The sequence below is a fragment of the Paenibacillus sp. Y5S-9 genome (assembly GCF_036894235.1).
GTDB lineage: Bacteria > Bacillota > Bacilli > Paenibacillales > Paenibacillaceae > Paenibacillus.
Window position 1 is genome coordinate 5,482,547 of the sequence record NZ_CP145887.1, and the last position, 16,765, is coordinate 5,499,311.

Below are 16,765 nucleotides of genomic sequence, written 5' to 3' on the forward strand. Positions count from 1 at the left end.
TCCTTCATTAATTCATTCAGCTTAAATGAAGATGAATTTACTTCACTTTTACCTTAATTGTGTCTGTGCTGGTAACTCCAGCTGCGTTAATTAATTCTGCCCGATACGTATACGTGCCCGAAGCTTTCCCTGACACTTTAGTCACAGCACTTTGCGCAAGCGGTGATACCGCACGGAGTTCTTGCGTGTCGATCAACGTATCATTTTCATAGAGACGATACTCTGTAGCGTTGGTTCCCCACCACAGATTCATGGTTACCTTATAATTGCCATCGCCATCCCAGTTATCCTGAGAGAGAACCGCTTTGCCTGGCGCTGCGTTGGTAATACGAACAGTCAACGTCTGACTACGCGTTGTTCCCTTGTCGTTGGTTAGCTCGGCCACGTACGTATATGTGCCATTGGCTTTGCCCGTGATCTTCGTTTGAGCAAACTGCGCCCAAGGTGCGTTGTAAGTCAACTTCTGCGTATCAACCAAAACCCCGTCCTCATATAACTTGTAGCTAGTTCCGTTCTCGCCCCACCACAGGTTCATTGTAACGATATATGATCCCTCTGGTAAGCCGTTGCCTACCCAGTTATTGTGAGACAATACAGGTGTACCCGGGGCCTTGGTAGCCGGAGTTTCAGGTTCGGTCTCCACGGCTTCCAATTTCAGTTCAGTATTGGCTGTACCCGAAAGCCCCTGTTGATCTTTTACCGTAAGTTCAACGGTATACTCGCCTGCTTCAATTCCCTCCAAAGGAAGGCTGAAGGTTCCATCAGCTTGTACTTCAAAGACTCCCTCTTTATAAACCGAACCATCCTCTTTTTTCACAACATACGTTGCTTCCAGGGAAGCTGCCGGATCAAACGTGATATCCCATCCGCTGGCAAGCGCAGGAGCAACACGGAAGTACAAATCTTCCACACTACCATTAAGGACAGCGGACTCATCCTCTTTGAACTCCAATATTGCTGGGGCAGTTACAGCCGGAGCTGTCTTTTTCACCAAAAACGGTGAAGTGTCTTCCTTATAGGTTTTGCCGTCCGTACCAATGGTAGTGATGTCTACGGTGTATAAACCATCCGGAATCTCTGTCACTTCATCGGTTGTGTAATCTGCATATGAGCCGTCCCAAGCAAGGTTGTATCTTGCATTAGCATTGAAGTTAAAATAGTTACCGAAAATGGAGCCGATATAACCATCTTGATAATATCCACCTTCCGGATTAAGACCATCATAAATCTCAATCAGGGCAAATGTCATCGGATTATAGAATTCCATTGCTACATTAAGCGTATCCAACGTACCATCAGCCTTCAATGGATAGTGGAAAGGATTTTTTTCAGTGCCTTTTACGGTTTCAATATATTTAACTCCACTCAACGTAACGTTGAAATGAGCAACATATGGCACCGTAAAGGTATTGGTTCCGTTTGACAACTCGATGTATCCTTGTGCTTCTGTAGTCGCAGTAACCCCTCGTGGTACGGTGATTGTTACTGCAAGTTCTTCCTCACCATTCAGTGTGAAGGAACTCTTGTCTACCGCAACGGATACACCAGCGACATTACGAGTTGGATTCACATTTACGGTGTAATCCCCGCCACTACCATTCAGCGCTTCAACTTTAATCGTTTTGGTAATCGTCTTTTCATCTGTGCTCAGGAAATTACCGTAGTTGATGCTTCCGGTGATATTCTCCTTTTCAACAACAGAGCCACTTTCTGTGTATTGAGTTACATCAAGCACTTTGACAAAAGCAGCAGGATCGATGGTGTTTACAGCCTGAATGCGGCCAGCACCTTGATCAAATACATCAAACTTGGTTGTATCCAGCACCTTACTATTGTTCATCAGTGCAACTTTGATATCAAATGGTGTCCATTCCGGATGTTTCTCGATCAGCAACGCAATCAAACCTGCTACATGAGGGGTAGCCATACTTGTTCCTGATTTACGATCATAAGCTTGTGCATAATCTGCATCTGGCTCATCCTTGCCGTAGGCAGGAATTGTAGACAAAATGCTTGTACCTGGTGCAACAATATCCGGTTTGATGTCCAGTGTTACCTTAGCAGGTCCACGTGAACTGGATGAATTCATTTCATCGCCCGGAGTTTGGGAACGTTCAAAATCACTAAAGCTCACTTCAACGGCTTGACCTGCGTCCAGCTCAGCCTTGATCACATCTCCATCTTCCTTGGACATGCTCAGTGTTGGAATGAGTTCAAAGTTATCGCCCAGACTTACACCGATTGGACCCGGAATGTTGTTATATACAATAACAGCCACGGCTCCGGCCGCTTTAGCATTGGCGATTTTCTCTACAAATGCGATTTCACCACGCTGTATTAATGCCACTTTACCTGTAAAATCCTTACCTTCAAAGTCAGTTGGCTTACCCAGTGCTGCAAATTCAAGCTCATATTTTCCTGTCAAAACAGTTTCAGGATCTGCTGACAGACTCCATCCCATCAGATCCAGACGGTAAACTGACTCTGTAATAGCCAGTGGAGCTTCAGTCGGAGCAATTACATACTCTTCTTCCACTGGAGCAGCTTCAGGAGAAGCTTCCACCGGTGCAGAAGGTGATGCAGATGGAGTATTTTCTTCCGTTGTAGCTTCTTCTACATTCGGAACTTCAGCTTCGTTAGAAACTGCGTCCTCCACAGCCGCTGCACTTTCCTCATCAGCAGTTGCGGGTACACCTTGCTCTGAACCTTCAGGCTCTTCTGTTCCAGGTGCCGTCCCCAGTTCAGGAGATTGTTCAACCTCTGGCACCGGTTGTTGTTCAGGTTGTGTCTCTTCGCCTTCCTCACCAATCCAGAAGTGAGTATCGGCTGTAATCAGCTGGCTAGGTCCTGTAGAGTTACCTACCGTAATAGCCATTGCAGACGCACCCGGAGAACCGAGTGTATAACGGTTGGGTCCACTGTTACCACTTGCTACAACTGCTGTCACACCAGACAACATCGCATTGTTCAGGGCAACTGAAGTAATATAACTCGGGTCGTTGGCGGCGTTACCCAACGAGAGATTAATTACATCCATGCCATCTTGAACAGAACGATCAATTCCGCCGAGTACCCATGAGGTTTGACCACTACCATACGGTCCAAGTACACGGTAAGCATAGATATCTGCTTCAGGAGCAACACCAACAATACCGTAGTCCCCTGCTTCGCGAGCAGCAACGGTACCTGCTACGTGCGTACCGTGGGAGGTGTAATAGGCGCTTCCAGTAGCATTGAACTCAGGTTCGCCCGAAGCTTTCCATTCCTGATATGTTGCTTCATACGGATCATTGTCGTTTCCAACAAAGTCCCATCCGCCTTTGTAAGCTTCCTGCAAATTAGGATGTTCATAGTCAATCCCTGTATCGATGACACCCACTTTGATGCCATTTCCTTTGTAACCCAGATCCCATACTTCAGGTGCACCAATAAAAGGCGCTGTGTCTTTCATGTACGGGTTCACTTCATCTGTCTCAGGCGCTATTGTAACTTCAAGGTCAGGATATACGCTGACCACGCCAGGTATTTGAAGCAATTGTCCCACTTGGTTTCCTTTAAGCTCAATCGCTACACCATTCAGGGCATATGCATATTCTTCCAATACTTCATGTTTGATTTTCTTCTGAGTGAGGCTATGTACAAATGACTGTTGTTGTTGCTCAACTTGAGTCACAGCCTTTGTTTCCATAGAGGAGGTAAAAGATTTTCCGGAGAGGGTTGATTCACCTTGCGCTACTGCAACAGGTTTATTGGAAAGCTCAACGATTACTCGGGTGTTCTCTCCACCCAGGCCTTCCAAGCTTTTATCCAAAAATGGATCTGCGGCAAGTTTTGCTTCCCGTCCTGCAAGAATCTCTCTCCATTGTTTGGCTTCGGCTGTACTAGGTAAATTCTCAAGCTGAATACCTGAATCTGCGGGAGCGGCTCCAGCCGCGGGGAGAATAATGGAAAAGACCATCAGAACACTTAATAACGTGGATATCAATCGTTTACTCAAGGCTTTGCCCCTCCTTTTAAATGTGAATACGTCACCAAATGATGGGTTCCTGCTGTTTGTGCGTACTGCAATACGCACTCAATTTCACCACCTATCTGCAAGAAGATTGACCCTTGGTAAATTATTCTATCAAAATACCACATTTTCCTTCTAAATACTTACAAATATGATATAGAAATTACTTATATGGGTCTTGAGTATGATAAAAATATCCATTTGTAATTATTTGTCGTTTGAATATTTCATTTTTAAAATAATGCATCAAAAAAAAAAGACCAAGATCCTCTTTATCCGAAAGAGATTCCTGGTGTATAGGGGAAACATGGTTAGTATACAAAGAATCACGATAATTCGTTTAACATCGATAAAAATTGCTACATATCACAAAATTCTAGTTATTCTGGCTTCACGGCTTGAATACGCAGGCGCTTATAATCGGCATACAGAGCATCATCTTTCCAAAGGTGAGGCATCACGATCTGACTGGTTTCATGGCATATTTGTTGTATCTCTTCATGACTGAGACCCTCAAAATAGTCCCCTCCAAAATGAGTCAACCAGCCTACTATACCCTGCTCACCATCTGCCAGTCTGGTAGGACGGTCGTAGTGATAGGCCTGTCGCACCACAAATCCACTTTGCTCTAAAATATGGCTATATTCTCCGATCGAAGGAAAGTACCACGGATTGCTTTCCGATGCACGAATGCCCGTGTTTCGCTCCATAACCTCCTCTAATGCATTCACAATGGTCTGCACGTTCCCTTTACCACCAAATTCTGCTACAAAACGCCCTCCAGGCTTCAAAGATTTCCATATACTATCTACCACTAATCGCGGGCTTCGCATCCAGTGCAGGGCTGCATTGGAGAAAACGGCATCATACAGTCTATTCGTTTCAAACTGATGACCATCTCCTTCCACGAATTCAATATCGGGGAACTTCTCCCTCGCACGGCGAATCATGTCCGTGGATGCATCCATGCCAATAACTTCAGCTTCGGCCAGAGAAATTTCATACGTCAAATCCCCCGTCCCGCAACCCAGATCAAGAATGTATTCCCCTTTTTGGGGTTGAAGCCAAGAGATCAGGTTTTTTCCATATCCGGACACAAAAGCCAGTTTGTTGTCATACTCATCTGCTTGCCATTGATTTAATGATTTCATGGATACCACCGTCGCTTTCGTTATTGATATCCTCATTGTGGCATAGAATTATTTATTCTTTAAATATATAAATTCTATATTGTTAATAGGTATTACCAATAAAATAATTTTACCTTGAACGCAAAAAAGCCCCCCGAAGGAAGCTTCTTTTTTTTACGTCCCAGGAGGGATACTCTCCTTCCAGTCGAGACTGCGATGTAGCGCTAACGAAGCGAATGCTCCGACGAACCATTGGGGTTCTCTTCCCCTGAACGAAAAACAAGAAGCTTCCCGAAGGAAGCTTCTTGTTTTTTACGTCCCAGGAGGGATTCGAACCCCCGACCGACGCCTTAGAAGGGCGTTGCTCTATCCAGCTGAGCTACTGAGACAAATATGTATAATAAATTTTCGGCGCGGTTCTTATTATACTCTGATTTCTATATTTTTCAATAGTTTTATAAAAAAATTAATAATTATACTTAAATACAGGTTCAGAAAGTCCGGTTTTCAGTACCGAGAAGATGGAATGAAGCTAGAAATGGAGTAGCGGAGCGTAGGCAAACTACGTGAGCAACTACAATGTTTCCGAAGGAAACATACTTCGTAAGCTTATGCTTATTAGGCTGAATTCCATATTCGATGTTGATGATGCCACTAGGCATCATTCGTAATCAAAGGCGATAAATGTACTTTACCGTATTATTCTCATACTCCAATCCCTTTGAGAATATGATAGCTTGAACCAGGTTATATTGAGGAGATTGGGACTTTTAGAGTAAGATGAACATCAGACATTTTCAATGTCAGAATTGCTGGGTAATCTTTTGCATACATACATTTCAATGATCCATTGAAGGAGAGAATCGTCATGAGACAACTTTTATCAGCCCTATCCTATTTCAGTATTTTCTTTGCTCCGTTCCTGTTTCCGATCATTATATGGATTGTTGCCAAGGATGATTACATTGAGGGACATGCGAAACGCGCCTTATTCTCACATGTATTCCCGTTTCTCGCTGCCATTCCGCTATTTTATTTCTTCGTGACTGCGCATAGTCTGGGTTCCGCTGTCGGGTTTGTCATTCTATTCTTTGTAATCTACGGATTAAGCTTTGTGTACAATGTGGTTAAAGGGATTCAAGTCCTACGCGAGTATGCTTGATCACATCTCCACCTGATCTGACCATCGCATAACAAACCCCGCCGTTCAACAACGGCGGGGTTTCTCATTACAGATGCAGCTACAGATGCAGTCCCAGCAACCACCCACAGCAACAGGTCACTATCTACGTATAGCTCAACCTTGAGCTTCTATCCCGCAAACACCACATCTGTTGCTGTGGCATTCCCTCTTAAGCCTGCCCAACCAGATACCGCTGAAGTGTTGGACCAAGCAACCCAAAGGCAAACAACTCACTTTGAAACCGAGCCTTATCTTCTTCGGCAGTAATGCCTTCGCTGTTCTCAAATGCGGTATCTGTCGCCTCTTCAAACGCGGTATGCATATTATTGTTATACCAGTCGATCGCCGAATCGGAGTGATTGCGTACAATTCGAACAACTTCCAGCGAATTTCCGGGCTGTGTTGAGGCCACGTATACAAGCAACGACGGATCTCCGGCATTTCCAGGCTGCACTTCAACCTCTGCACAAGACAATCCATCTACCTCGGTTAATCTGCGTATTTTGGCATCTTGAATGGCATACATTCGTCATCGCTCCTTTTCCTTTGTGCTTATCATGTACTTTGTTCAATCTGGTATCGTGTCTCTGGTGTGCCCAATCGGTAAATCTCCCGATATACCTGTTGTAATACCGTTTCATACGCTCGGTTTACGGACTCCTCCGGTGTATCTGGCCATGGGAATACCATGCCAGGAAAGGCCTCTTCCTCCTTTTCCTGCATGAGGCTCAGCAGTCCCAGTAATTGCTCCGCTTCCTGCGGCGTTGCCTGAATGATCCATTCATACGATGTTACCGACGGATCCGGAATAACGGAGCGGCCCATGACAGACACATAATACTTCATACTGTCCATTGCATGTTCTCTCCTTCACAGGCATGTTGAGGCCGTTGTCCCTAGAACTAGTTTCCGAAGAGGACAGACATTTTATGCCTGCTTTCGGCATATATTTGTTACGACCTCTGACGAAAAAGACAACATTTGCAGGTTGCCAGTAATTAAGCAGCCATACGGATGAATGACTCGACCAAGAAAGGATGAACAAACCATGTGCGGTATTACCGGCTTCATACAGTGGAATCGGGATTTGACCCAGGAATCAGAGCTGCTGGTCCGTATGACGGATAGCTTGTCGAACCGGGGGCCCGACGCTTCAGGTACATGGATCTCCAATCCTTGTGCCTTTGGACATCGGCGTCTTAGTGTAATGGACCCCGAGAACGGCGCACAACCCATGCATGCGTTACAGGGAGATACCTCCTATACCGTCGTGTATAACGGAGAACTATACAATGCACCCGAGTTGAAAAAGGAATTGCTCCAGCGGGGGCATCAGTTCCGCACGCAATGTGATACGGAAGTGTTGCTCGCCTCTTATATTGAGTGGGGACCGGCATGTGTTGACCGGTTTAACGGTATTTTTGCTTTTGCCATATGGGATGGGGGACGCGAACAGGTTTTTATCGCACGAGATCGCCTCGGCGTGAAACCTCTGTTCTACAGTAATGCCAAAGACACACTCGTATTTGGCTCAGAGCCCAAAGCTCTGCTTATTCATCCAGATGTGGAAGCCGCTGTTGGCCCGGAAGGATTGGCCGAAGTGTTTATCGTAGGGCCTGCACGGACACCAGGACACGGCGTATACTCTTCACTAAGCGAACTCAAGCCTGCGCACGCGCTGATCTACAACCGAAACGGGATCCGAACCTATGCCTACTGGAAACTGGAAAGCCAGAATCACGAACATAACCTGGAAGAGACGGCAGCCGAGGTACGATCTCTCTTGCAAGATACACTGGAGCGCCAGTTGGCTTCGGATGTTCCGGTATGCTCTCTTTTATCAGGAGGACTGGACTCCAGTGCCTTGTCTGCATTAGCCGTGGATTATTACAACCGCACCGGGCAAGGCCAAGTCAGCACGTATTCTGTCGATTATGTGGATAACGCCAAGCATTTCCAGGCGCATTCCTTTCAGCCGGGTGCAGATGGTCCCTGGATTAAGCGAATGGTGGATGAACTCAAGACCGACCATCACTGGATTGAGATTGAGAACGGAGAACTGGTTCATGCACTGACACAGGCCATGCTAGTAAGGGATCTGCCAGGTATGGCAGATGTAGACTCCTCGCTCTATTTGTTCTGTAAAGAAATCAAAAAAGGAGCCACAGTTGCCATTTCAGGCGAAGCAGCGGATGAAGTGTTTGGCGGTTACCCCTGGTTTCATCGAGAAGATATGCTGAACTCCGGCACGTTTCCGTGGTCTGTAGCACCTGACATGCGAGCAGCGCTATTATCCCCGGATATTCGGGAATGGATTCGGCCACTCGACTATTTGGCAGACCGCTATTCAGATGCAGTGGCTGAAGTCCCTTTGTTAGATGGGGAAACAGGTAAAGCTGCACAAATGCGGGTGATGTCCTACCTGAACATTACACGTTTCATGCCTACACTTCTGGATCGCAAAGACCGGATGAGCATGGGGGCAGGGCTGGAAGTGCGGGTACCTTACTGTGACCATCGTCTGATCCAGTATGTGTTTAACATCCCGTGGGAAATGAAAATAACGGGTGGACGCGAAAAAGGTATTCTGCGGAAAGCACTCGAAGGTGTCCTGCCTGACGATGTGTTATATCGCAAAAAGAGTCCATACCCGAAAACACATAATCCGCAATATCTGGCCGCAGTCAAACAACAGGTACTTGATATCCTGGATGATCCCACTTCGCCGATTTTGCCTTTGATCGACAAAGCTCAAATCCGCAATCTCGCGTCTTCACCAGATGCAGCTTCCAACCTCCCCTGGTTCGGGCAGCTCATGTCGGGTCCTCAGCTATTTGCTTATCTGACTCAGATCAACACCTGGTTGCGGACATATAAAGTCGCTATTCGTTAGAATGACCCCCTGATCGCTACTTCATCAAAAAAAAGGGTGCCAGGAGAACAGCATAACTGTTGTTCTCCTGGGCACCCACTTGTTTTACATACACGATACGATTATTCATAAATATTGAACTTCACCCAGAAGTATATCCATGATTACACTTTGAATCGACTAACGGACTCCTGTAACTCTTCCGCCATAGAGGAAAGGTCATTAGCCGCCGATGCGATCTCCTGCATGGCAGACAGTTGTTCCTCGGACGTTGCACTAACTTCCTCTGTTCCGGCAGCCGCATTCTCTGTTACTTCCATGATGGTCTTCATGGACACATTGATCTGCTCCACACCCGCCGCCATTTGTTCAATGGATGCAGATACCTCCTGAGTCTGACCTGCGACATTGCCGACAGCTTCACGAATCTCCTCAAAAGTACCTCCTGCTTTACGGACAAGTTCTATGCCTTCCTGAACCTCAGCGTTTACTTCTACCATGGATTGTGATGCATTATTCATCCCTTTGCGTATAGCAGCTACGAGTACACTGATCTGTTCCGCTGATTTCGCAGATTGATCAGACAGCTTGCGCACCTCGGTAGCAACCACCTCGAATCCACGACCATGCTCACCTGCTCTTGCAGCTTCGATAGCCGCATTAAGAGACAGCAGATTCGTTTGTGCCGATATTTCTGAGATACTTTCAACCATAGATCCAATCTCATCTGAATGATTACCTAGTTCTTCAATAACAGTAGCGAGTACACGTACAGTCTGATGAATCGAGTTCATCTGCCCAACAGCCGATTGAACTGCATCATTACCAGATATGGTTTTCGCTGACGCATTCGTTGCTTCATCCGACATATTTTGCGTATTCACTGTCATCTGCTGAAAGCCTGTGGACAATTCATTAATCGTATGAAACCCGTCTCCAACCATACTCACCTGCGTATCCATACCCGTAGCAATTTCTTCCATCGTTGTAGCTACCTGTTCGGTCGCTGTCGCCGTTTGCTCTGTACTTGCCGTTAACTCCTCAGAAGAAGCAGCTACCCGATCTGCATTATGACCCACCTGATGGATTAAATGGCGCAAGTTCTCCATCATCTTGTTGAAGGATTCCGCCAGTTCTCCGATCTCATCCCGATTACGAACAACAATCGCCTCACCCGTCAGGTCTCCATCAGCAATTCGGCTTGCAGCCCTTGCCACATGTGCAACCGGTTTGGATATGATTCTCCCCATGATCAATGCAATTACCACGCCTAAAACGATCGAGATGATACCAATGATCATGATTAAACGAAGTACTTTTTGAATGAGTTGATTAGCATTTACAATGCCAGTGTCCAATGAATTTTGCTGATGTTGTTCCATGGCAGTTACCGTTTCTTCAAATCCGGATATAATCGTTGGACCTGTATCTAACAGCATCCTTGTGATCTCGCTAGTGCTGCCTTGTTTTTTCAATTCAATGACACTCTGTCCAAAAGCATAATATTCCTCCGCACTGCGGTCTGAACGATCCAGAAAATCAATCATCGTTGGGGTTTGAATCCCTGATCTTAATTCTTCGCTTGTTTTACGATAATCTTCATAAAAAGACTTGAATTGTTGCTCGCTTTGATCATTCTCTTCCGTCACAAAATTCCGTAAAGCAACCTGCTGGGATTTCACATCGATGATCATGTTTTTAATAGTGAGCAGTTTGGCGGTACGCTCCCGGATTAAATCCGTAAACGTTTTCTCAACCGAGATAAACTGAGTATATGAGATGACTACAACGGCTATCAATAAAAGAAGTACAGAACCAAAACCTAAAAGCAATTTCCTACTAATGGATACTCTTTTCATTTCATTTCCCCCATACGTTTCAATGTATTTCAATCATGAATTATGTAGTCAATCTGAACGCTAAAATTCTCCCTCCTTTTAATTCAAATAAAAATGGATAAATATGAGACTACTTAAAACAGGTTAGTATATTGCGCAATTAAATTTAGGTCTATAGTATCTACCCATACTATAATTTAGGTTTTTATACACGCATAATCGACAATATACTACATCTCTTTTATCCTAAATTACACATTTTGAATCGTTAGACCAAAATAAAAAAAAGACTTTACCCAGCAGTACTTACTGGTGTAAAGTCTTTATCAATTTCAGCGCATTTCAATTCAAAGTTAACGATTGATCAATACCGGATTACGTTCCAGCAGCCCGCTACCAAAGGTTTCCCTGAACGGGGAATCCTCCATATGGATATAACCGATGTAACAGCCACATTTTTTCATGCGACATGGCCGATCCTCAGCCAAAGCCTGCAAACCATCGCGATACAGATGTCCAATGATTCGACGATCCTTGTAACACCTCTTCACATGCCCGGACCCCTGTACATAAAATACTTCCGAACCGGCAGCACATCGTTTGCCCAAGCTCTCATAATCCTGCAGATTACCTTCAAAAAGCGGATCAAGCCCACGTAAAAACTGAATTTCTTCCGGCGCGTAATACTTGGGTCGATCTTTGAAGGCATTTACCCACATATACACATCATCCGGCAAAGCCTGTCTCATGGACTCAATTGCGGGGAAAGCACTACGGAGTCCGACCGTACCGACACTAAAAGCAAGTCCCATCTGACGCAAGGTCAGACATTGTTTTACAAAAGAAGCCTCTTTTGTCTCACGAGGATGATACGTCGCCCAAAAGGCTGCTGTGTTCGCATCCAGTTCCCTCGCCCAATCTAGCTTGACGGACAGGTTGGTTTGAATTGCAACTTTATCCACATGTGGCATATGTGACAGCTCAACCATCGCTTCCCGGTACCAACGACGCACCAAAGCTTCACCATAGGGATTGAAGAAAATCGAAAATTGATGCCCGGCACTCTCCTGCTCTCTCACCCAATTCACAAATTGACGCAATTGTTGTTCATCCACTTCCAACGTCTCTTTGGAATCCACCGTTTTGCTAAAAGGGCAGTATGGACAGTCGTAATTACAGGAAGACAACTTCCCCCGATAATACAAAGTCGCTCTCATGAGAAAACAAACCCTTCCATCTGTTCACGAATTTCGGCAGATATAAGCCAATCTCCAATCGCATCGGAGTAACCCAGTCCTTCTTCTGTCAGACGCAACACCTGCTTGCCCTCATTACTCTCCAACTCCGCCATGCCCTCTGTCAACAGTTCAGCCAACCAGGCATAGTCGGACATCACATCAGTACCAAAGCGCTGTTGGTAGTCAGACAACGTCAACCCCTCGCGATGCAGCAAGGCTTTCAGAATAAAGCGACGTCTCTGTTCATCACGGCTTAACACGATACCATAATCCGCCACATCGTAGCGCTCGGTCGCTACATAATCGGCAATGATGCTTTGTGTGGCCTTGTAACTTACGCCATACTTGGAAGCATAATGTACTTCACTCGTATAAGAGCGTGCGCCACATCCCAGACCAACCATGCCCTCCTCCTGACAGCTATAAGGCAGAAGCACTTTCGAGGACGACTGTTCTTTGGCAAATCTGCGCATCGAATATTGCACATAACCTTTACTTTTTAAAGTCTCACGTGCAGCTTTATACAGTTCCATCCGGATGTCAGGTCCCTGACGGCGAATATCATCTGGCTTCACGATTGTATTTTCCCGTGTATACAAGGGATAGATAAAAATTTCGCCCGGTTCGTAGGCCAGAACTCTTTCCAATGAATAAATCCACGATTCGACCGTTTGCCCTGGCAAACCATAGATCAGATCAAGATTTAACAATGGGAAATCATACCGAGTAAGCTTCTCAAGCGCTCGTTCGACCTCCTGCGGTTTTTGTGGACGATAGATGGCAGATGCTTCAGCTTCAATAAAACTCTGGATGCCCATGCTAATACGATCCACACTTCGTTCCTTCATAATGGCTAACTTGGCTTCCGTAACGGTATCCGGCGACGTTTCCACTGAAATCGATGCTTGCGCAGGGTCCAGCCCCATCACATGTTCAGCAATATCAAACAGACGATTCAACTGAACCTCATTCAATAATGTAGGCGTTCCTCCACCAATCGCAAACCGCGAGTACGGTCTCCGAGATGTAATGGGCGCCCACTGCTTCGCCTGACGCTCCAGTGCATCTACATAGCGTTCATGCGTATCATCCCGTCGATCCGGCAGGGTGAACAAATTACAGAATCCGCAACGAGCAGCGCAAAAGGGAATGTGCATATATAAAAAATAGGTATCGGTGTTTTCTCGTTCCCACAATGGCCCCAACGGCAGTGGTGGGTCAAGCTCCCGATATGCGGTCTTGTGCGGGTACGAGTATAAGTAAGAACGATAAGGGAATGCCAGTACTTCACTGAGACCTGTAGCTATATTGGATCCGGACTGTGTGGAATGGCCTGTTGTTGTATGTTGTATATGTTTCTCCATCGGTTTCCTCCTGTCTCCGGTTGTTGTCATCATAAGAGTAATCCATTCTATACTATAAATTCACGGTAAGGTACCGTCCAGACGACATCATGTGCAAGCCGGTGCCCTTGATATCCATCTTCACCGTAAGCTGTACCATGATCGGAAAAAGCTAAACAAAAGGCAGGCCGGGCGCGTTGCCTCATCGCCTCGAACAATGGCCCAAGGGCCTCATCTACATATCGGAGTGCAGCTCGCTGAGTCTCCACCGAGTCCTCCTTGGCACCTTCTACAAAGTAACGATTGGGGCCATGAATGGCAGACACGTTCAAAAACATAAATATCTTTTCATCCGGCGGTGTCTGTTCAAGCAACTTTAATGCATGCTGTACCTGATGTTCTGTCGATTTGGGGTTGGTTACCCCAAAGTTCATTCGCCAATAGCTCTGTTGGAAATAACCAGGCAATACTTTTGCAAGCGGGTTTTTTTTCGTAAAAAAGATGACGCCGCCAATACAGATGGTGCGGTAACCTTCGGCTGCGAACCCGGATACGATATCTGGTGTATCAAACAGCCAGGTATGTGGATGTGTCTTGAGTCCGGTATTCCGGGAATGAAACAATCTTACATGAGATGCCTTGTCCGTATTAGCAGGTGTCGGCATAAAACCACCAAAAAAAGCGTGGTGCGCCGCATATGTAAAACTGCCCGGGGTATGACGTTTCTCCCACGGACCCGAACCACAGAGATTAGGACAATTCGCCTCTTCCAGCTTGGCTACGTCATATCGTAACGTATCCAGCGTAATCATTAACAGATCATGGGAGCCCACGATGGTGTTCATATCAGGCATGTTGAATAGGCTCCTTTCGTAAAAGCTCCATTTCCCACTCATAGGTTCCGAGCCCATGATGCTCAACCCTGTATAACAGATCTCCAAATGGATTCACATCCAGTACATAAGCACGCGGACTCGGACCACTCGTAAGCATCACATCAATCCCGGCTGACCACGAGTTAGGGAATGCAGACATAGCTGCTTGCGCTGTCTTCCGAACCAGTGACATCCGCTGTTCATCCAGACCTGCTTCAGCAGGCAACATACGCTCATTGCGCAGATGCAGATTGGTTATAGGGGTACGACTAAGTCGCATAATCGCGTGGCCTGCCTGTCCACCCGCAACCAATTGGCGAATATCGTAGGCCCGCTGATCCAGTGTGGCTTTGGGCATCCATCGTTCAATCTGTGCACCTTCTGCACATAACCAGTTCATCAGCGTAGCAATCTCTTCACTGCGGGTATACTGGCGTAGACGTCCTTCATTGAAGAAAATCGTCTTGCCCTGTCTCTGTTCCATACCTACTGTCGTTACCGCAATCTCAGCACTTCTACGCGGGTTGACCTGATAAGCGACAACACCCGAAGCACCCGAGCCACAGGCAAGCTTAACAAACACACGATGCATCCCTGCAGACTCCATAGTTGTGCGCAAGACATCGTAACTAAGGATCGGCTGTGAAGATTGTAATGTTCGAGGAACTTGAACCCCATACAGGGAAAGGTGCTGCTGACATTTCCTTTTGTCGAACATCAATTCAATATCGGCAGGATCATTCATGAAGCGCACACCAGGCCATGTCTCACGAGCTTCACGGCCTATGCGTTCCAGACAGGATTTCCAGCCGCGGAACCATTGGGCGGGAGCGTAGATTCTCCCCCATTCCTGTTCCAGCATTAGAGCCTGCTCTGCAGTGAACACTTCAGCTTCAGCAATTCCATCCAACAAAGGTGACTTGTCTTTTATTGCCCCAAGATGCAGCAACTCACGCTCTACTTCCCATACCTCTCCGGGCGCATCAATCCGTATAAGCGGTGCAGGCAGCTCCGAATGTATGACATCTATAATCGTCCCGCCCTGTCTCCAGGTGTGGAGTAATTCCTCATAAGGTAGTACAACCGCAGGTTGCAGACCCACTCTATGTCTGGCCTCTTGCAACCCCTGAGTTCGCCGATTATTCGGATTACCGATTAACAACATTGGCTCATTACTTTCATTAAATGCATGATTCATATGGCTCTTTATCGTTGTTGTGCTTGCCTCAATGTCCAGCATTCCTTATTCCGTCAATAACGGGAAACGCCAGTCGTCTTCGTCACTCTGCTGCTGATCGCTGACATCCACCGAAATCCCTGACTGTTTCCATCGAGTGATCATCTTGTCAGTCATGTAATGGTAACTCAGATTGAGATGTTTCAGTTTTTGGATTTTGTCACTTTTCATAAGAGCCTCAGCTCCCTCGTCAGTCAACGTTCCTTCGGATAGATCCAGTACTTGCAGCTGATCCAAAATCGGCGCGTCAGCTGCCGCTTTGGCAATCTCATCCTGAATTTCACTGTTTTTCAGCCCCAGGTATTCCAGTTTCGAAAACAGTCCTTTTTCCAACAAGGGCAATACATCCTCAAGCGAGCCGTTGAACCCATAATCATCCACACCCAGATACAATTCAAGCTTCCGCAATTCCGGCAGTTCTGCACGAGTTATAGAGGCTAACACACTTTTAGGCAGACCACCACAGATAATGACCAACTCTTCGAGGTTCGCATGTCGCATTGGTTCCAATTCCAGTCCACTGCTACCTTTGATCACGAATGCTTTTAATTGGGGAAAGGCTTGTAGCAGAGGTGCAAGATTGGTCTGAATAATCCATGATACTTCGCATTCCTCAGAGTCCATATCTCCTATAAATAGTCTCTTTAATGCCGGGAAGCTTGGAGCCAGCTCAATCAACGTGCCCATGAATCCTTCTTCAGGTGAATTTTCATAAGCTTGTCCCCAATCTCCGATGACCAGACTTTCCAATGAGCTGGCCTCCGGTTCAGCCGCCAGTTCCTTTATTAATTTTTCCATACGAATGCCGTCCTCATAATCATCGTAAGACACAACAAGCTTCACTTCTTGCATGAGTAGATCCCTCCGTTTAAGGTTCATATGTGATTCGTTAGTTTGTATGTTAACCCATACCACACAAGGCTTGCAACTTCTTCCAACTCCAGTCCCAATGAGATTCCCAATCGTGCAATGTAAACCATTTCTCATGTAGGTACAAGAACATACGTTCTGATATGTAGTCGCAGAGATAGCTATCT

Annotated in this window: 12 protein-coding genes and 1 tRNA gene; 2 read left to right on the forward strand and 11 right to left on the reverse strand. The window is 46.1% G+C overall.

Annotation, left to right across the window (positions count from 1 at the left end; all coding sequences use genetic code 11):
* Window positions 1-37: 37 nt before the first annotated feature.
* From V6669_RS24150 to V6669_RS24160, 3 genes are all read right to left on the reverse strand, one after another.
* A complete protein-coding gene (locus V6669_RS24150; RefSeq protein WP_338588374.1) occupies window positions 38-3,997 on the reverse strand; it encodes a S8 family serine peptidase in 3,960 nt (1,319 codons plus the stop codon).
* Between the two features lie 395 nt (window positions 3,998-4,392).
* Window positions 4,393-5,163, reverse strand: a complete 771-nt coding sequence (locus tag V6669_RS24155; RefSeq protein WP_338588375.1) for a class I SAM-dependent methyltransferase — start codon at window positions 5,161-5,163, stop codon at window positions 4,393-4,395.
* 294 nt (window positions 5,164-5,457) lie between these two features.
* Window positions 5,458-5,531, reverse strand: a tRNA-Arg gene (locus tag V6669_RS24160).
* A gap of 479 nt (window positions 5,532-6,010) precedes the next feature.
* Here V6669_RS24160 and V6669_RS24165 point away from each other — a divergent pair.
* Window positions 6,011-6,304: a DUF4870 domain-containing protein gene (locus V6669_RS24165; RefSeq protein WP_017692583.1), complete on the forward strand. Its 294-nt coding sequence runs from the start codon at window positions 6,011-6,013 to the stop codon at window positions 6,302-6,304.
* Between the two features lie 190 nt (window positions 6,305-6,494).
* On the opposite strand, the gene V6669_RS24170 is transcribed toward V6669_RS24165, so the two are convergent.
* Both V6669_RS24170 and V6669_RS24175 read right to left on the reverse strand, forming a co-directional pair.
* On the reverse strand, window positions 6,495-6,851 hold the full coding sequence (locus V6669_RS24170) for a hypothetical protein (protein WP_338588376.1): 357 nt from the start codon (window positions 6,849-6,851) through the stop codon (window positions 6,495-6,497).
* 29 nt (window positions 6,852-6,880) lie between these two features.
* Window positions 6,881-7,180: a hypothetical protein gene (locus V6669_RS24175; RefSeq protein ID WP_017692581.1), complete on the reverse strand. Its 300-nt coding sequence runs from the start codon at window positions 7,178-7,180 to the stop codon at window positions 6,881-6,883.
* Window positions 7,181-7,373: 193 nt separating this feature from the next.
* Here V6669_RS24175 and asnB point away from each other — a divergent pair, with 193 nt between their 5' ends.
* Window positions 7,374-9,218 carry an asparagine synthase (glutamine-hydrolyzing) gene (asnB, locus tag V6669_RS24180; protein WP_338588377.1) on the forward strand — a complete coding sequence of 615 codons (1,845 nt, stop codon included), beginning with the start codon at window positions 7,374-7,376 and terminating at the stop codon, window positions 9,216-9,218.
* Window positions 9,219-9,361: 143 nt separating this feature from the next.
* On the opposite strand, the gene V6669_RS24185 is transcribed toward asnB, so the two are convergent.
* The 6 genes from V6669_RS24185 to V6669_RS24210 form a co-directional block, all read right to left on the reverse strand.
* On the reverse strand, window positions 9,362-11,056 hold the full coding sequence (locus V6669_RS24185) for a methyl-accepting chemotaxis protein (RefSeq protein WP_338588378.1): 1,695 nt from the start codon (window positions 11,054-11,056) through the stop codon (window positions 9,362-9,364).
* 332 nt (window positions 11,057-11,388) lie between these two features.
* A complete protein-coding gene (locus V6669_RS24190; protein ID WP_338588379.1) occupies window positions 11,389-12,252 on the reverse strand; it encodes an STM4011 family radical SAM protein in 864 nt (287 codons plus the stop codon).
* On the reverse strand, window positions 12,249-13,637 hold the full coding sequence (locus V6669_RS24195) for an STM4012 family radical SAM protein (protein ID WP_338588380.1): 1,389 nt from the start codon (window positions 13,635-13,637) through the stop codon (window positions 12,249-12,251). Before V6669_RS24195 ends, V6669_RS24190 begins: the two co-directional genes overlap by 4 nt.
* Window positions 13,638-13,684: 47 nt before the next feature.
* Window positions 13,685-14,470, reverse strand: a complete 786-nt coding sequence (locus tag V6669_RS24200; RefSeq protein WP_338588381.1) for an STM4013/SEN3800 family hydrolase — start codon at window positions 14,468-14,470, stop codon at window positions 13,685-13,687.
* Window positions 14,463-15,731 (reverse strand): STM4014 family protein, encoded by a 1,269-nt coding sequence (locus V6669_RS24205; RefSeq protein WP_338588382.1) that lies wholly within the window; start codon window positions 15,729-15,731, stop codon window positions 14,463-14,465. Before V6669_RS24205 ends, V6669_RS24200 begins: the two co-directional genes overlap by 8 nt.
* 3 nt (window positions 15,732-15,734) lie before the next feature.
* The gene (locus V6669_RS24210) at window positions 15,735-16,580 is read right to left on the reverse strand and encodes an STM4015 family protein (RefSeq protein ID WP_338588383.1); all 846 of its coding nucleotides are present in this window, start codon (window positions 16,578-16,580) and stop codon (window positions 15,735-15,737) included.
* Window positions 16,581-16,765: the final 185 nt, after the last annotated feature.